At 70.6% G+C, this 15894-nt stretch carries 18 protein-coding genes; 16 read left to right on the top strand and 2 right to left on the bottom strand.

Features of this window, described 5'->3' with window-relative positions:
- The first annotated feature begins 21 nt into the window (after positions 1-21).
- Positions 22-675 (top strand): RDD family protein, encoded by a 654-nt coding sequence (locus tag AB0D04_RS00255; protein ID WP_362697242.1) that lies wholly within the window; start codon positions 22-24, stop codon positions 673-675.
- A 56-nt stretch (positions 676-731) separates the two neighbouring features.
- Here AB0D04_RS00255 and AB0D04_RS00260 read toward each other — a convergent pair whose 3' ends face one another.
- On the bottom strand, positions 732-2087 hold the full coding sequence (locus AB0D04_RS00260) for a M14 family metallopeptidase (RefSeq protein ID WP_362697245.1): 1356 nt from the start codon (positions 2085-2087) through the stop codon (positions 732-734).
- A 249-nt stretch (positions 2088-2336) separates the two neighbouring features.
- On the opposite strand from AB0D04_RS00260, the gene AB0D04_RS00265 reads away from it, so the two are divergent.
- Positions 2337-3242 carry a serine protease gene (locus tag AB0D04_RS00265; RefSeq protein WP_362697248.1) on the top strand — a complete coding sequence of 302 codons (906 nt, stop codon included), beginning with the start codon at positions 2337-2339 and terminating at the stop codon, positions 3240-3242.
- A 134-nt stretch (positions 3243-3376) separates the two neighbouring features.
- Here AB0D04_RS00265 and AB0D04_RS00270 read toward each other — a convergent pair whose 3' ends face one another.
- Positions 3377-4321 (bottom strand): chitinase, encoded by a 945-nt coding sequence (locus tag AB0D04_RS00270; protein ID WP_362697668.1) that lies wholly within the window; start codon positions 4319-4321, stop codon positions 3377-3379.
- A 384-nt stretch (positions 4322-4705) separates the two neighbouring features.
- Here AB0D04_RS00270 and AB0D04_RS00275 point away from each other — a divergent pair, with 384 nt between their 5' ends.
- The 14 genes from AB0D04_RS00275 to AB0D04_RS00340 all read left to right on the top strand — a co-directional run bounded on the left by AB0D04_RS00275 (position 4706) and on the right by AB0D04_RS00340 (position 15842).
- The gene (locus tag AB0D04_RS00275; RefSeq protein ID WP_362697251.1) at positions 4706-5986 is read left to right on the top strand and encodes a hypothetical protein; all 1281 of its coding nucleotides are present in this window, start codon (positions 4706-4708) and stop codon (positions 5984-5986) included.
- A 78-nt stretch (positions 5987-6064) separates the two neighbouring features.
- Positions 6065-6781, top strand: a complete 717-nt coding sequence (cpaB, locus tag AB0D04_RS00280) for a Flp pilus assembly protein CpaB (protein WP_362697253.1) — start codon at positions 6065-6067, stop codon at positions 6779-6781.
- A gap of 13 nt (positions 6782-6794) precedes the next feature.
- Complete coding sequence (locus tag AB0D04_RS00285; RefSeq protein WP_362697256.1) at positions 6795-8228, top strand: AAA family ATPase; 1434 nt, start codon at positions 6795-6797, stop codon at positions 8226-8228.
- A 3-nt stretch (positions 8229-8231) separates the two neighbouring features.
- The gene (locus AB0D04_RS00290) at positions 8232-8615 is read left to right on the top strand and encodes a TadE/TadG family type IV pilus assembly protein (protein ID WP_362697259.1); all 384 of its coding nucleotides are present in this window, start codon (positions 8232-8234) and stop codon (positions 8613-8615) included.
- A complete protein-coding gene (locus AB0D04_RS00295; RefSeq protein WP_362697261.1) occupies positions 8615-9067 on the top strand; it encodes a TadE/TadG family type IV pilus assembly protein in 453 nt (150 codons plus the stop codon). Before AB0D04_RS00290 ends, AB0D04_RS00295 begins: the two co-directional genes overlap by 1 nt.
- A complete protein-coding gene (locus AB0D04_RS00300; protein ID WP_362697264.1) occupies positions 9064-10404 on the top strand; it encodes a CpaF family protein in 1341 nt (446 codons plus the stop codon). The genes AB0D04_RS00295 and AB0D04_RS00300 overlap by 4 nt, the downstream gene beginning before the upstream one ends.
- 35 nt (positions 10405-10439) lie before the next feature.
- Positions 10440-11390, top strand: coding sequence for a type II secretion system F family protein (locus AB0D04_RS00305; protein ID WP_362697671.1), 951 nt, complete (start codon positions 10440-10442; stop codon positions 11388-11390).
- Positions 11391-11411: 21 nt separating this feature from the next.
- Positions 11412-12311 (top strand): DUF5936 domain-containing protein, encoded by a 900-nt coding sequence (locus tag AB0D04_RS00310; RefSeq protein WP_362697267.1) that lies wholly within the window; start codon positions 11412-11414, stop codon positions 12309-12311.
- A 3-nt stretch (positions 12312-12314) separates the two neighbouring features.
- On the top strand, positions 12315-12743 hold the full coding sequence (locus tag AB0D04_RS00315; RefSeq protein WP_362697270.1) for a hypothetical protein: 429 nt from the start codon (positions 12315-12317) through the stop codon (positions 12741-12743).
- Positions 12744-13105: 362 nt separating this feature from the next.
- Positions 13106-13267 carry a Flp family type IVb pilin gene (locus AB0D04_RS00320; RefSeq protein ID WP_046930826.1) on the top strand — a complete coding sequence of 54 codons (162 nt, stop codon included), beginning with the start codon at positions 13106-13108 and terminating at the stop codon, positions 13265-13267.
- An 8-nt stretch (positions 13268-13275) separates the two neighbouring features.
- A complete protein-coding gene (locus tag AB0D04_RS00325; protein ID WP_362697273.1) occupies positions 13276-13941 on the top strand; it encodes a pilus assembly protein TadG-related protein in 666 nt (221 codons plus the stop codon).
- 77 nt (positions 13942-14018) lie between these two features.
- On the top strand, positions 14019-14600 hold the full coding sequence (locus AB0D04_RS00330) for a hypothetical protein (RefSeq protein ID WP_362697276.1): 582 nt from the start codon (positions 14019-14021) through the stop codon (positions 14598-14600).
- An 8-nt stretch (positions 14601-14608) separates the two neighbouring features.
- On the top strand, positions 14609-15217 hold the full coding sequence (locus AB0D04_RS00335) for an OmpA family protein (RefSeq protein WP_362697279.1): 609 nt from the start codon (positions 14609-14611) through the stop codon (positions 15215-15217).
- Positions 15218-15260: 43 nt separating this feature from the next.
- Positions 15261-15842 (top strand): TetR/AcrR family transcriptional regulator, encoded by a 582-nt coding sequence (locus tag AB0D04_RS00340; RefSeq protein ID WP_362697282.1) that lies wholly within the window; start codon positions 15261-15263, stop codon positions 15840-15842.
- Positions 15843-15894: the final 52 nt, after the last annotated feature.

The raw sequence follows: 15894 nt of genomic DNA on the forward strand, positions 1-15894 counted from the left end.
CCTATCGGAGGAACACCGCAGATGAGCTTCGGCGACCCGAACCATCCCTACGGCCAGCAGCCGCCGCAGGCCCCGTACGGAGTTCCGCAGCAGCCGGCCCAGTACGGCTACCCGCAGCAGCCCCAGCAGCCGTACGGTGCCCCGCAGCAGCCGGCCCAGTACGGCGGCTACCCGCAGCAGGCCGCGCCGGGCTACGGCTATCCGGGGCAGGGGCAGGGGCAGGGGCAGGGGCAGGGGCAGGTCGGCATGCCGGGTGTGCCGATGGCGTTCGCGAGCTGGGGGGCGCGGGTGGGTGCCGCTCTGCTCGACGGTCTGATCGTGGGCGTGGTGCCGCTCGTCCTCGTCATCGGCCCGTTGATCATCGACCTGCGCGGCGGTGTCGAGCTCATGGTCCTCGGCCTGATCGCCTGGCTGTACGCGATGGTCGTCGGGATCATCATGCTCGTCAAGGAGGGCACGACGGGCCAGACCCCGGGCAAGAAGGCCCTGGGTATCCGGCTCGTCCGCGAGATGAACGGCCAGGTGCCCGGCTTCGGTCTGGCGCTCGGACGCCGGTTCTGCCACATCCTGGACTCCCCGGTGTGCGGCCTGGGTTACTGGTGGCCGCTGTGGGACGACAAGAACCAGACCTTCGCCGACAAGGTCGTCGGCACGGTGGTCGTCCGCGCGCAGTAGGACCGAGGGGCGCCCGGCATCGAGGCCGGGCGCCCTTTGCATGCGGGCCGGGCGGGTCAGCCCTTGCCGTTGCCCTTGCAGTACTGGTCTTCCTTGCCGATCGCGCGATACGGGCAGTCCGCCGTCTCCAGCAGTTGCAGCACCGCGTCCTTGTTCCGCGACGTCTCCTTCGGGATCACCGAATCCTTCGGGTAGAAGCCGCCGCCGCCATTCGACGACGGATACATCTCGAAGGTGTAGGCGAAGATTTTCTGGTCGCCCCACAGCCAGTCGTCGATCGCCCCATCGGTGATGTAGAGCTCGCTGGACTGCTCCGGCGTATAGCCGTTGCTGGCGGCCATCTTCTTTCCGATGGTGGCGAACGTGTCGTGGTCGTCCTGGGTCATCCCGGGACCGGTTTCGTCATTGGTGAAGCCGAAGGGCCACAGGACGAGTTCGCTGTAGGTGTGGAAGTCGATGGCGGCCTTGATCTGCTGCTTGCCTCCGACATTGCGGCTGTGGACGAATTTCGAGACGACCTGGACCTCGGGGGCGGAGGCGGCGGAGGCGCCGCGGTAGGTCTCGTCGGCCGGGTCGTCGGAGGAGCCGTTGCAGCAGCCCCATTTGAAATCCCAGTTGCGGTTGAGGTCGGTGCCGACCTCGTCGGTGCCGGCATTGGGCTGGCGGTTCTTGCGCCACATCTGGAACTCGCCGGTGGCGATGTCGTATTCGCCGCCGTCCGGGTTCAGATCGGGAATGACCCAGATCTCGCGGGAGTCGAGCATCTTGGTGATGCGGTCGTCGGAGCCGTACTTCGAGGTGAATTCGTTGAGGAGGTAGAGGGCCATCTCGACGGTGAGATGCTCGCGGGCGTGCTGGTGGGCCGTGAAGAGGACCTCGGGCTCGTTCTCGTCCTTGGTGACGTTCTTGCTGAGTTTGAGGGCAAGGATGTCGCGGCCTTCGTGGGACTTGCCGATGACCTCCTTGCTGAGAATGTCCGGGTGCTTGGCGACGAGGCCGTCGATCTCCTTGGTGGCCTCGTCGTAGTTGTGGTAATTCGTGTAGCCGTCCGGGAAGTCCTTGATGCGGCCGGAGGCGGCGGGGGGACTCGGCGGGTCCGGCAACTTCCGCAGCGAATAGCCGAGTTGGCGTACGAGGGCGGCCTGGGCGCCGTCCGCGGTGATGACGGCGGCGCGGGCGTGGACCTCGTCGACGGAGGCGCCGGTCGAGGCGAGGGCGGTGCGCTCGGCGCGGGTCGCGGGGCCGGTCACCTCGTACTGGTGGGGGCGATCGGCGCTCTGCTCGGCGCGGGTGGTGGGGGAAGTGGGCGGGGACGCCTGCGCCTGGGCGGCGGCCAGGGGCGCGGCGAGTGCGAGGGCGAGGATGGCGGCGAGGACGGTGGTCCGTCCGCCGCGTATGCGTGGGGGTCGCATGCGGTCTCCTGTGGGGTGTGAGGCGAAGCGACGGCGCCAGTCTTCGACGTTGGCATGGCTTGGTCAAGGTTTTTGCCGGTCAGATGTGAGAGAGGGGGGCGAGGGGGACCAACCCGGCAACTTGGTATCGGTTTACGGAAATTCATTGCCCAGGGACGTTGTGGGGCCAACAATGCGCACGACAAAACCGAAGGGAACGTTGACGACGATGTGACGGACCTTCGGTACCGAAGCTGAGAGGACCCCCACATGAATCGACCTCTCGTCGGCGCCCTGGCCTCGGCCGTTCTGGGAGCCGCAGCCCTGGTGAGCACCGCCGGCACCGCCGGTGCGACCACCCCCAGCGGGACGCATGACGCGCCGCAGCACCAGGCCACCTACCAGGCCAAGCACAAGACCAAGCCCAAGGCCGTCGACTTCGCCGGCACCGTCGCGCTGGACAACTGTTCCGGCTCGGTCGTCAAGATGCCGACCTCGCAGGAGAACGACCCGGCCCTGGTGATGTCCAACGGGCACTGCCTGGAGAGCGGTATGCCGGGCGCGGGCGAGGTCGTCGTCGACCAGCCGTCCAGCCGGAGCTTCACCCTGCTCGACAAGTCGGCCGGCGACCTGGGCACGATCAAGGCGACGAAGATTGCCTACGCGACGATGACCGACACGGATGTGTCGCTGTACGAGACGGGCTCGACGTACGCCGAGATCGAGCAGAAGTACGGCATCAAGCCGCTGGAGCTGGCCACCGAACACCCGGCCAAGGGCGCCGGGATCAGCGTGGTCTCCGGCTACTGGAAGAAGATCTACTCCTGCAACATCGACGGGTTCGTGCCGCAGCTCAAGGAGGGTGACTGGACCTGGAAGGACTCGGTCCGTTACACGCCGGAGTGCAAGACCATCGGTGGGACGTCCGGGTCGCCGGTGATCGACACCACCAGCGGCAAGGTCGCGGCGATCAACAACACGGGTAACGAGAGCGGTGAGAAGTGCACCGTCAACAACCCGTGCGAGGTCGACGAGAACGGCAATGTCACGGTGCACAAGGGCATCAACTACGCCCAGGAGACGTACGGGATACCGAAGTGCTTCGGGGTCGGCAACAAGCTGGACCTGAGCGCGGCGGGGTGTGAGCTGCCCAAGCCGTCGGGCGCCCGTAAGTGACGTAGCACCGGCAGAACGCCAGGTCCCGTGCATGCGGTGCACGGGACCTGGCTGTGGGGGGTGGCACCAGGGGGCCGGTCAAAGGGCCGGATACGGCGGCCCGTTGGCCTGGCTACTGAAGCCGGTTGGGCCGGTTACGGAAGCCCGTGGACGTGCGCGCCCACCTGGCTCGCGAAGGCATTGCCGTTCGCGGCGTCCCAGTTCGTCGACCAGGTCATCGCGCCGCGCAGGCCCGGATAGGTCTTGGCCGGCTTGAAGGAGCCGCAGTTGCTGCCCTGGGTGAGGCAGTCCAGGGCGGCGTTGACGACGTCCGGGGACACATATCCGCTGCCGGCCGCGCTGGAGGAGGCCGGCACGCCGATGCCGACCTGGGACGGGTCGAGGCCGCCCTCCAGCTGGATACAGGCCAGCGAGGTCAGGAAGTCCACCGAGCCCTGGGCGTAGACCTTGCCGTCGCAGCCGTTCATGGAACCGCTGTTGTAGTACTGCATGTTGACGACGGTCAGGAAGTCCTTGATGCCGAGGGCCGTCTTGAAGTACTCGTTCTGCGGTGACTGCATATCGATGGTCTGCGGGGCCATGGTCACCACGACGTCGCCGTGCGCGGCGTGTACGGCCTTGAGCGCCTGCGTCATGTACGTCGAATTGAGGCCATTTTCGAGGTCGATGTCGACGCCGTCGAAGCCGTACTCGTCCATCAGCTTGTTGACGGAGTCGGCGAAGTTCTTGGCGGAGGCGTCGTCGTTGACGGAGACCGCGCCCTTTTCACCGCCGACGGAGAGGACGACGGACTTTCCGGCCGCCTGCTTGGCCTTGATGTCCGCCTTGAAGTCGTCCACGGAGCCGTAGCCGACGGCCGGGTCGAGGTGGAAGGTGACGGCGCCGGGCTGCCCGGCCGCGTCGGCGAAGGAGACGGCGATGATGTCGTACGCGTCGTTGACGTCCTTGAGTTTCTGGACGGTGGCGCCGTTGTTGAAGTTCTGCCAGTAACCGGTGACGGCGTGCCCGGGGACGGCGGCGGTGTCCGGTGCGGGTGCGGCCGCCGCGGTCCCGGTCGATATCAGGACGGCCGCGGCCAGCCCTGCCAGCAGCCTTTTCGCCAGTGTTCTCGTCGCTGTTCCTGAAGGTGCGCGAACCACGACTGCCTCCGTGTGGGGGGAAGTTGAGGGGGTGGTGCCGGAACGCGCTCAGGGGCCCCTGGGCTTGCCGTACAACGTGGTCCAGACCAATGAGCCTGTCAAGGGGTTTTCCGGGGATTGGCGAGGAAGCGGAAGTTCCCCCATCGGTTGCCCGGGTGGTATGTGCCGTTTCCCTATAGGGAAGCCGTCATGACGAGTAGCCCAGAACGTGTTCTCTGGGGCGTATCTCGTGGATAAAGTGCTGAGCGTATGGCGCCGATGGCGCAGAGCTGTGCCGATCCGCGGTCCCGGACCCCCGGCGGCCGCTAGGAGTGGGGGAGCGACGTGCCGACCGCGATTGCAGTCACCAGCCCTGACCTCGCGCTGCCCGCCGACCCGCAGACCCCCGCCGCGGTCGTCCTGCAGGCCCCCCATCTCCAGCCGCTGGACGACGCCCTGACGGAGACCGCCGCCGTCCTGGAGCACCACGGCCATCTCGTCGTGCTCTACTCCTCCGCCTGCCCGCCGGAACACATCCGCCGGCTGCACACCCTGCGCTCCGTCCTCGAGAGCGACCGGATCGCCATCCTTCCGCTGTCCCTGCCGCCGCTCGGGGTGGCCGTCCTCGCCCGGCAGCTGCGGCAGTTGTCGCTGGGTGACTTCAGCCCGGGGGTACTGGCCTGCGCGGCGCGGCTGCTGGCGCATTACGTCCATGCGGGCGCACTGCTTGGCAGCGTCAGCGGCCTGGACCGGGTCGAGGTGGATCTGCGCGCACATATGAAGTCCTGGCTGCCCGGCGCGCATTTCGCAGTGCTGGCCAACCCCGCGCCGCAACTGCTGCACCTGGACCGGCACGGCACCGGGGCCGGGCTGCCCGGCCCTGGCTTCGCCACCCAGCTCGCGGTCGCCCACGGACAGCTCTCCGCCGAGTGGGTCACCCGGTCGCTGGCCCCCGCCTGGCAGGTGCAGGGCGCCTACGAGGCGCGGCTGCCGGCCGAGTCCGCCCGGTGGTGGGGGACCCAGAAGCTGATCGAATTCGCGGCGGCCATTCCGGATCCCTCCGTGCTCCACCAGCTGGTGTCCTCCGTACGGCGCGAGGAGTGCCGCTGGTGCGGCCTGGAACTCCTCGGCGACCGCTGCGCGTTCTGCGCGGCGCCGGTGGCCCGGGACGGATCGGCGGGGGGTGGTGCGGGGCGCGCTCCGGCGGCCATAGCCGGGCCGGAGGCGGCCGGCTGCGCTGCGGCGGACGCCTCCGGCACGGCGCCGGGCGCGGAGACACGGACGCCTCCGCCCCCCGCGCAGGCTCCGACATTCGCTCCGGCCGCCGCTCCACCGCCCGCTCCGGCCCCCGCGCACCCCACCCCGCCCGTGGCCCAGCCGCCCGTGGCCCCCGGCCCGCCCGCAGTCGACCCGACACCGCCCCCGTCGCCCCTGCGCCGGCGCGGCCTCTCCCCGGTGGCCCCGTCGGGCGTCCCCGGCGTACGGGGCGGCGCTCCCGGCCAGTTGGACGTCCGCGGGCCGGGCGTGCCGAACGAGCCCAACAGCCCCGGCGCCCCCGGCTGCTGGGACCTGCCCGGCCACCCCGACTTCCCCGGCACCGCCCGGACGGTGGCCCGCGTGCGCTGACCCGACCGCGGCCCGTGGCCCGCCTCCCCCCGCCGACCGACCGTGCCAACCCCCGTCCCCCGAACGAGGTCCCACCCCATGAACTCACGCCAGCGCCGCGGAGTGATCCTGCTGCTCGTGTCGGCCCTCTGTGCGGTCGGCGCGTTCATCGGAGTGCTGTCGGTGATCAAGAACGTCGAGTCCAAGGTCGGGCCGGAGCGGACGGCGTACCGGCTGAAGGCGGATGTCGCCGCCTATAAACCGCTCGATCCGGGGCAGTTCGAAAGGGTGAAGATGCCCGAGCGGTGGCTGCCGTCCACCGCGGTGACCGACCTCGACCAGGTCAGCGGCAAGATAGCGGTCACCCCCCTGAAGAAGGGGTCGCTGCTCCAGGAGGACATGGTGGTCGAGCGGCCGGCGCTGAAGTCGGGGCAGCAGGAGATCGCCATCATGATCGACGCCGCCACCGGTGTGGCCGGCAAGATCAACCCCGGTGCGCGGGTGAACATCTACGCCACCTTCGAGGGCAAGAACCCCGAGGACAAGCCCGTCTCCAAGGTCATCGTCGCCGGCGCCCAGGTCATCGACGTCGGCAAGCTGACGCCCCTGGAGGCCAGGGACCCCGGCGACACCACCGCAGGCCGCCAGGCCGGCGAGGCCGTCCCGATCACCTTCGCCCTCAACACCCCCGACGCCCAGCGGGTGGCATACGCCGAGTCCTTCGCCTCCCACGTACGGCTCGCCCTGCTCGGCCCCGGCAACGACGCGACCATCCCGCCGAGCCAGCGCACCTACACCCTCGATGGCGACAAGTGACCCGGAGGCACAGGTGACCATCCGCATCCTCCCCGCAGTCGGCGACCCGGACGCCGCGCGCATCGTGTCCTCACTGCTCAGCCAGCTGCCGGACGCCGAGCCCGCCCCGGTGGTCGCCGACTCCACCGCGCTGCTCGGCGCCCTGGCCCAGGCCGCTTCGCCGGACACCCAGCCGCCCGCCGGTCCCACCGGCGGCCGCGGCCCGGCCCCCGCCGTCGACGGGCTGCCCGAGGTCGTCCTCGTCCACGAACGGATCGGGCCGGTGCCCGCGCTGGAGCTGATCCGCGAGGTGGCGCTGCGCTTCCCGGCCGTCGGCGTCGTCCTGATCACCACGGATGCCGGCCCGGCCCTGTACTCCGCGGCGATGGACGCCGGCGCCCGCGGCATCGTCGGACTGCCGCTCGGCTACGAGGAGCTGGCGGCCCGCGTACAGGCGGCCGCCCAGTGGTCGGCGGGTGTACGGGTGCACCTGGGGGGCAGCCCGGATGCGGTCCCCGGACCGGCCGGCACCCTGGTGACGGTGACCGGCGCCAAGGGCGGCGTCGGCACGACCGTCACCGCCGTCCAGCTGGCGCTGGCCGCGCACGCCGCGGGCCGCAGCGTCGCCCTGGTGGACATGGATCTCCAGTCCGGCGATGTCGCCTCCTATCTGGACGTCCGGTTCCGCCGCTCCATCGTGGACCTGGCCGGCATCGAGGACATCTCCGTACGGGTCCTCCAGGACGCGGTGCACGACCACCACACCGGGCTGGGGCTGCTGCTTGCGCCGGAGGAGGGCGAGCGCGGCGAGGAGGTCGACGACCGGGCCGCCCGGCACATCGTCGCCGCGCTGCGCTCCCGCTACGAAGTGGTGATCGTCGACTGCGGCTCGCAGATGCAGTCCGCGAACGCCGCCGCCGTCGAACTCGCCGATGTGGCGCTCCTGGTGGTGACCCCGGACGTGGTCGCCGTACGGGCCGCCAAACGGCAGGTGCGGCTGTGGGACCGCCTCCAGATCCGCACGGCGGCGGACACCACGACACTGGTCAACCGGCTCACCCGCAACACCGAGATCCAGCCACCGCTGGTCGCCAAGGCCACCGGCACCCAGATGGCCAGGACCTCCGTCCCGGCCGCCTTCAAGGAGCTCCAGCCCTGTGTCGACACCGGCAGGATGCAGGACCTGGACGCCCGCTCGACGGTCAAGCAGGCGCTGTGGGCGCTGGCGGGGGAACTGGGTCTGGTCGATTTGCCGGGCGCACGCCAGGGGCACGGCGGCCAGCGGGGACGGACGGCACTGACGGGGCGCAAGCGCAAGGCGATCACGGTGGGGGCGCCGCCCGGACCGGGGGCGGGTCCGGGTCAGGCCCCGGGGCAGGCTTCGGGACCGGCGCGGTTCGGAACGCGCCGCGGTCCCGCGGCGGCGGCCGGCGGTACGGGCCAGTTCGGCCCGTACGAGGAGGGCTGAACGGTGCGGCGCCCGCTGGGCGGCAGCGACCGGGGCCAGGTCTCCGTCGAATTCCTCGGCCTGCTCCCGCTGATCGGACTGGTCCTCGTCCTGCTCTGGCAGCTCGTGCTGATCGGCTACACCTACTCGCTGGCCGCCAACTCCGCCGACCGCGGCGCACGGGCCGCCACCGCCGTCGAGGCCGGCGGCGCGGGCGCCTGCCGGACCGCCGCGGAACGCGATCTGCCCACCTCCTGGCGCAGCGGCGCCACGACCTCCTGCGGCACCGAGACCGGCCTGTGGAAGGCGACGGTCCGGATCAAGGTCCCGGTGCTGTTCCCCGGCGCGGCCAACTTCCCCTGGACGGTGACCGGTTCGGCCGGCGCCGTGAAGGAGGCCCGAGGGTGATGGCCTCCATGAGGACCCCGCTCCCCGCCCGGCTGCGCGTGCCCGGCCGGCACCGCGACCGCGGCCAGGTGTCCATCGAATTCCTCGGATTTCTGCCCGTCCTGCTGGCCGTCGCGCTGGCCGTGGTCCAGCTGGGCCTGGGCGCGTACGCCGTCCAGCAGGCCGGTACGGGCGCCCGCGCCGCGGCCCGTACCGCCTCCCTCGACGAGGCCGACCGCGAGACCGGGCCACAGGCCGCGGGCAGGGCCGCGATGAGCGGCTGGATCGCCAAGGGCGCCACCATCTCGGTGGGCGGCGGGAGCGCGGTGCACGCCACCGCGACCGTGCACATCCCGTCGATCATCCCCGGCGTCGACTTCGGCTCCGCCAGCCGCAGCGCCACCATGCCCGGCCCCGCCGACGACACCCGCGGCGCCGCGGCAGGCACAGACGAAGGAGCCACCCCGCGATGAGCCTGAAAGCGCGGATCGTCGCCCCCGAGCCGCCCGCCGAGGCGCGCCACGACAGCCATCTGGTCGCCGTCTACCGCGCCAAGCTGCTCGAAGAAATCGACCTCGCCGAGATGTCCGCGCTGAGCGCCGCCGAACGCCGCTCGCGCCTGGAACGCGTCCTGGGACACCTCATCAGCCGCGAGGGCCCGGTGCTCTCCACCGCGGAACGCTCCCAGCTGATCCGCCGGGTGGTCGACGAGGCGCTGGGCCTGGGCGTCCTGGAACCGCTGCTCGAGGACGCCTCCATCACGGAGATCATGGTCAACGGGCCGGACCAGGTGTATGTCGAGCGCGCGGGCCGGGTCGAACTCCTCCCCGTCCGCTTCGCCTCGCACGACCAGCTGATGCAGACCATCGAGCGGATCGTGTCCACCGTCAACCGCCGCGTGGACGAGTCGAATCCGATGGTGGACGCCCGCCTGCCCTCCGGGGAACGCGTCAACGTCATCATCCCGCCGCTCGCCCTGAACGGCGCCACCCTCACCATCCGCCGCTTCCCGCGCGCCTACACCCTCGCCGAACTCATCGGCATGGGCACCCTCGACGAGCAGATGCTGATGCTGCTGGCGGGCCTGGTCCGCGCCAAGTTCAATGTCGTGGTCTCCGGCGCCACCGGCGCGGGCAAGACCACCCTCCTCAACGCCCTCTCCGGCCTCATCCCCGACGGCGAACGCATCATCACCGTCGAGGACGCCGCCGAACTCCAGCTCCAGCAGTCCCACGTCATCCGCCTCGAATCACGCCCGCCCAACGTCGAGGGCAAGGGCCGCATCACCATCCGCGACCTCGTACGCAACTCCCTGCGGATGCGCCCCGACCGCATCATCGTCGGCGAGGTGCGCGGCGGCGAGACCCTCGACATGCTCCAGGCCATGTCCACCGGCCACGACGGCTCGCTCGCCACCGTCCACGCCAACAGTGCCGAGGACGCCCTGATGCGGCTGCAGACCCTGGCCTCCATGTCGGACGTCAAGATCCCCTTCGAGGCGCTGCGGGACCAGATCAACAGCGCCGTCGACTGCATCGTCCAGCTCACCCGGCACGCCGACGGCTCCCGCCGGATCAGCGAGATCGCCCTCCTCGACTCGCGCGGCCACGAGGACTACCGCATCGCCACCGTCTGCCGCTACGACGCCGAGCCGATGGGCGCCGACCGCGTCGTACACGGCCGCTTCCGCTACTTCCCGCTGCCCCGCCGCGTCGCCGAACGCCTCTTCATGGCCGGCGAGCCCGCCCTGCCCGCCTACGGCGTCGCGTCCACCGACGACCAACTCGCCACCCGGAAGGCCTCCTCATGACCGGCTGGGCCCTGACCACTGTCGCCGGGGGGCTGATGACGGCCTCCGGGAACGCCCTGCCCCTGCTTGCCCTGGGTGCCACCGTGCTGTGCGGAGTGCTGGCGGTCATCGGCATCCGCACCTACGCCACCGGGCGCGCCCAGCGGCAGGCCGTCGTCGACCGGCTCGCCGACGAGCGCGGCCTGCCGGTGACGGGGCGCCGCCGCCGCTTCCCGTCCGTCGACCGCACCCTGCGCTCCACCCGCTTCGGCCGCCGCCTCGAACTCCGGCTGGCCGCCACCGGGCTGGAGGTGACCCCCGGCGAATTCTTCGTCTACCTCCTCGCCGCGGTCATTGCGCTCTGGGTGATCGCCCAGGCCACCCTCGCGCCCTTCTTCGGCCCGATCGCCGCGCTGGTCGCCGTCTGGGCCGCCGCCGCCTTCCTCAACTGGCAGCGCCAGAAGCGCATCGAGAAATTCATCAACCAGCTCCCCGAACTCTCCCGCATCCTCGCCAACGCCACCCAGGCCGGCCTCGCCCTGCGGACGGCACTGGGCATGGCCGCCGAGGAACTGGAGGCCCCCGCGGGCGAGGAACTGGCCAAGGTCTCCGACAAGCTCGCCGTCGGCCACTCCATCGACGAGGCCCTCGGCGAACTCGCCGAACGCCTCCCCTCGCGCGAACTCGTCGTCCTGGTCACCACCCTGGTCCTCGCCAACCGCGCCGGCGGCACCGTCGTCGGCTCGCTCCGCAACCTCACCAAGACCCTCGAGGAGCGCAAGGAAACCCGCCGCGAGGTCCGCACCCAGCTCTCCCAGGTCGTCGTCACGGCGTATGTCGTCCCGCTGCTCGGCATCGGCACCCTGCTCCTGATGAACCGCATCGCCCCCGGCGCCATCGACCGCATGACCTCCACCTTCCTGGGCCAGGCGGCGGTCGTCGTCGCCTTTGTCCTCTACGCCCTCGGCTTCTCCTTCATCCGCCGCTTCGCCAAAATCGACGTCTAGGAACGGGGATCGGGTACAGGTATGGGAACGGGAATCGGGGTCCTCCTGGCCCTCGCCTTCGCTCTCTCGGTCGTCGGCATCTGCTGCGGCATCGCGCTCTACCGCCGCGAGGCCAAACTCCCGCCCGACCTCGCGCTGTCCCTGGAGGTCGGCTCGACCCGTACGACGGTCGTCGGCTCGGCCGTGGACCGGATGGGCATGCGCTACGCCCCGCTCGTGCTGCGCCTGATGGGCGACAAGCGCGTTGCCAGGGTCCGCCGCCGTATCGACCAGGCCGGCAACCCCGCCGGCCTCACCGTCGACCGCTACGCCGCCCGCCGGGCCGTGTACGGCGCCCTCGGCATCCTGGCCGCCCTGGTGATGTTCCTCCGCGGCCAGCTCGTCCTCGGCGTCCTCATGCTCCTCTTCGCCCTCTTCTGGACCGAGGTCGGCATCTGGGCCGCCATCCGCCAGCGCAAGGACACCATCGAGCGCACCCTCCCCGACTTCCTGGACGTCCTGGCCGTCGTCGTCAGCGCGGGGCTCGGTTTCCGCCAGGCCCTGGACCGGGTCGCCGAGAAGTACGAGGGCCCCTGGGCCGACGAACTGCGCATCACGCTCCGCCAGATGGACATGGGCGTCAGCCGCCGCGTCGCCTTCGACGAACTACGCAAACGCAACGACTCCGAGCAGGTCGCCCAATTCGTCACGGCCCTTCAGCAGGGCGAGGAACTGGGCTCGCCGATCGTCGAAACCCTCATCCAGATCGCCAACGACATGCGCCGCACCGACGCCCAGAACGCCCGCCGCCGCGCGACCCGCGCGGTCCCCAAGGCCACCATGGTGATCACCACCTTCATGGTCCCCGCCACCATGATTCTGCTGGTTGCCGGCTTCTTCCTCGGCTCCGGCACGGACTTCGGCTCCCTGATGGGGAAATGAGCCATGGACCGGACCACTCCCTCCCCGGCCTGGCGCCGCTGCACCGCCCTCGCCGTCCCCGCCCTCGTCCTCCTCGGCGCCGGCCTGTTCACCCTGCGCGGCACCGCGTTCGCCCACGACACCTTCCACGACTGCCACTATTTCGGCCCGTCCTTGCGGATGCACATCGCCGCCTGGTCCGGCCTCGCCTGCGGTCTGGCGGCCCCCGCGCTGTACGTCGCCCTGCGCGTCCGGGCGGCCCGCCGGGGGTGGCGGACGGAGTCGGCGACGGCCTCCGCCGTGGCCGTCGCGTTCCTGCTCCTGGGCTTGCTGCCGCTGCTCTTCAACGCCGTCGAGGTGTGGTTGCTGTACCAGCCCGACCCGTCCGGCGGCCACGACTGCTCGGGCCTGGCGCACCCCCTCGCCGGCCCGGCACCGTACGCGGCCGGATGAGGACGCTACGGACCCCTGCTTCTCGCCAACGCCTTCGCAGCAGCAACGAGTTGTGCCACAGTGGGTGTCCTGGCGGCCCCCGCCCGTACCCTGGTACGAGCGGGCCGGCCGGTCCCAGTGGTGTCGGAGTGCCGGAGGTCCCGGAGGGTGAGCGGGGGTGGTCGAGGTGCGGCTGAGTGGCCAAAACGCGCCATTGCGCCACCCGTTCCTCTTCCTGGTGGAGGAAGGGGTTCGGAATCCCTGTTCCGGGAACCCTGTTCCGGCGTACTTTTCAAGTGTCCTGAGCGCGGACAAGCGCGCCGGCACCACGGGGGCAGACCAGCCGGACCAGAGCGGGCCGGCCGCCCATGGAGGGGAAGACGATGGCGAAGCGGTTTTTGGGGAACGACCGGGGACAGACCTCGATCGAGTACCTGGGCATCATCGCGGTGGTGGTGGCAATCGTCATCGCGATCGCCGGTACGGACATCGGCCAGTCCATCTACGACGCCATCACCTCGAAGATCTCTCAGCTCACCGGCTGATTGACGCGGTGCGGCGCGGCATACGGCGAGACGCAGGGCAGGCCTTCCCCCTCTACATAGTGGCCGTGGCGGGCCTGCTCTTTCTTGCCTTCGCCCTCTTCGCCGTGGGCCAGGCGGCCGCCACCCGCAACAGCGCACAGACCGCCGCCGACGCCGCGGCCCTCGGCGCCGCCCAGAGCTACCGCGACGGTCTGCACCGCGCGCTGCGCAAGGCGCTCCAGGGCGACGACGCATGGGAAGACCTGCTGAAGGCCATGGGCGCCCCCACGGACACGGCCTGCACCAACGCCCGGTGGTTCGCCGGCAAGAACGACGCCGACGTCACCGGCTGCACCCCCGACTCCTGGCCGACATCCTTCGCGGTGCGGGTCAAGACGCGCGGCACGGTGGGCGATTCGATCGTTCCGGGTACGGAGCACACCCATGCGTCGGCCAGGGCCAGGGCGGTCGTCGACCCGCGCTGCACCGTACGGCCGGCGAAGGGCGGGCAACGGCCCGGTGACGGCGGCGACGCCCACAAGAAGGGGTCCGGCAAGAAAGGGTCCGGCAAGAAGGAACCCGGCAGCGGGAAGATCGAGCTGACCTGCGACGGGAAGCCCTGGACCCTCGACCCGGAGCATCTCGACCCCTTCCCCCGGCCCGCCGACTTCTTCGCCGTACGGCTCGCCGAATGACCACCCCCCGCTGATATGTCCCCGCCGCGCGGCCCCTCGCCGAATGAGCACCGATGACCAGCAAAGGAATCTCGCCCATGAGCATGCGACGCACCGCGAAGCGCCGTAAGGCAGCGGCCGCGATCGTGCTTGCCGCCGGCTTGGCCTTCGGCGCGGTCGGCTGCGGCAGCGACGGCGGACCGCGGGACGACGCGAAGAAGCCGAAGCCGCCGAGGGGCTCGCACAGTTCCCCGGCGAGCACCCCGGCCGCGGACTCCACCAAGGTCATTGCGGTGCTCAAGGGCAAGAAGGGCATGGTCTTGACCCTCAACTCCGCGGTACGGGACGCGGGCGGCTTCGTCACGGTGCAGGGCGTCCTGAAGAACACCGGTGCCGAGCCGTTCAGCGAGTCCTCCGCCTGGCGGGGCGACGAGACGGAGATGCAGCAGCACGGCAACCACCTCGGCGGGGCAACGCTCATCGACGCCAAGGAGCGCAAGCGCTACTACGTCCTGCGGGACACCGAGGGGCGCCCGCTGGCCACCACCGGCATCCGGATCATCAAGGCGGGGGAGACCCTGCCGGTCTTCATGCAGTTCCCGTCGCCGCCGGCCAGCACGACCGACGTGGAATTCCAGCTGCCGACCTTCCCCTCCGCCGCCATCGAGATCGCCGGGTGAGTGCCCCCATGTCCCCTCGCCGCACGATCCCCAGGGCCCTGACGGCCGCCGCCACGGCCGTACTCGTCGCCGCGCTGCTGACGCCGACGGCCCGCGCGGACGGCCCGCCCGGCACCCAGGAGGGCTCCGCCGCGCCCGTGCGCATCGATCCCGGCGACCCGGACCTCCGTATGGTCCAAGGCGCAAAACTCGCCACCTCCAAGGTCCTCAACATCAAGTCCATCGTCGAGACCGACGACGGCTCCGAGCGCCGCCAGGACACCAACGACAATGTGACCTTCTCGCTCCAGGCCGAGGTCCTCTTCGGCAAGGACAGCGCCAAGCTCTCGCCGGACGCGCTGGCGCGTGTCGACACCATCGCCGCCGAGGTAAAGAAGCAGGACGCCACCCGGCTGCGGGTCTTCGGCTTCACCGACAATCTCGGCTCGTCCGCCCACGGTCTGACGCTCTCCAGGGAACGCGCCCACGCCGTCCAGCGGGAGCTGGCCAACGACCTCGGCTCCTCGGTGACGTTCGAGATCCGCGGCTACGGCGAGCAGTACCCGATCGCCGACAACGCCACCGAAGCGGGCCGCACGAAGAACCGCCGGGTCGAGGTCAGTTTTCCGCGGGCGTAAGAGTATTGGACCGGTCGATCCAATAAGTGTTAGCGTGGGTGCCATGGCGCGACCCAGGAAGTTCGACGAAGGGCGGGCGGTCGACGCGGCGATGGACGCGTTCTGGTCCGCCGGCTACGAAGCGACGTCCACCCAGGACCTGTGCGAGGCCACGGGCCTGGGGCGCAGCAGCATCTACAACACCTTCAAGAGCAAGCACGACCTCTTCGAACGGTCCCTGGCCCGCTATATGGAGCACCGCAACGGCGAGCTCTTCGCGCTGCTGGAGGGCGAGCTGCCCGCACGGCAGAAGATCCGCACGGTGCTGCAGCGGGTGATCGACCACGAGTTCGCGCGGGATGCGGACGGCCGCGGCTGCCTGGTCGTCAACGCCGGCGTCGAGCTGTCGGCCCATGACCCCTCGGTCGCGGCTTCGCTCGAGCGGGATTACGGCCTGCGGCTGGAGGCGATCCGTGCCGTGATCGAGTCCGGCCAGCGCGACGGCGACATCACGCGCGACAAGGACGCCCGCACGCTCGCCCACCTCGTCATCGCCTCGGTCGGCGGCCTGCGTGTCTCGGCGCGGGCCGGGGCCGGCCGCGCGGCGCTGGAGGGTGTCGTGGAGGCGGTGTTGAGCGCCTTCTGATTCCGGGCGGTCCGCACCGTCCGCCTGGCTGCCGCCACCCTGAATCCGCTTC

The sequence above is a fragment of the Streptomyces sp. NPDC048483 genome (genome assembly GCF_040651455.1).
Lineage (GTDB): Bacteria > Actinomycetota > Actinomycetes > Streptomycetales > Streptomycetaceae > Streptomyces.

Bases quoted from the DNA above. Each gene is read 5' to 3' on its own strand.
- AB0D04_RS00255 (WP_362697242.1), top strand. From the start codon at position 22: ATGAGCTTCGGCGACCCGAACCATCCCTACGGCCAGCAGCCGCCGCAG.
- AB0D04_RS00260 (WP_362697245.1), bottom strand. From the start codon at position 2,087: ATGCGACCCCCACGCATACGCGGCGGACGGACCACCGTCCTCGCCGCC.
- AB0D04_RS00265 (WP_362697248.1), top strand. From the start codon at position 2,337: ATGAATCGACCTCTCGTCGGCGCCCTGGCCTCGGCCGTTCTGGGAGCC.
- cpaB (WP_362697253.1), top strand. From the start codon at position 6,065: ATGAACTCACGCCAGCGCCGCGGAGTGATCCTGCTGCTCGTGTCGGCC.
- AB0D04_RS00295 (WP_362697261.1), top strand. From the start codon at position 8,615: ATGGCCTCCATGAGGACCCCGCTCCCCGCCCGGCTGCGCGTGCCCGGC.
- AB0D04_RS00300 (WP_362697264.1), top strand. From the start codon at position 9,064: ATGAGCCTGAAAGCGCGGATCGTCGCCCCCGAGCCGCCCGCCGAGGCG.
- AB0D04_RS00305 (WP_362697671.1), top strand. From the start codon at position 10,440: ATGACGGCCTCCGGGAACGCCCTGCCCCTGCTTGCCCTGGGTGCCACC.
- AB0D04_RS00310 (WP_362697267.1), top strand. From the start codon at position 11,412: ATGGGAACGGGAATCGGGGTCCTCCTGGCCCTCGCCTTCGCTCTCTCG.
- AB0D04_RS00315 (WP_362697270.1), top strand. From the start codon at position 12,315: ATGGACCGGACCACTCCCTCCCCGGCCTGGCGCCGCTGCACCGCCCTC.
- AB0D04_RS00320 (WP_046930826.1), top strand. From the start codon at position 13,106: ATGGCGAAGCGGTTTTTGGGGAACGACCGGGGACAGACCTCGATCGAG.
- AB0D04_RS00330 (WP_362697276.1), top strand. From the start codon at position 14,019: ATGAGCATGCGACGCACCGCGAAGCGCCGTAAGGCAGCGGCCGCGATC.
- AB0D04_RS00335 (WP_362697279.1), top strand. From the start codon at position 14,609: ATGTCCCCTCGCCGCACGATCCCCAGGGCCCTGACGGCCGCCGCCACG.
- AB0D04_RS00340 (WP_362697282.1), top strand. From the start codon at position 15,261: ATGGCGCGACCCAGGAAGTTCGACGAAGGGCGGGCGGTCGACGCGGCG.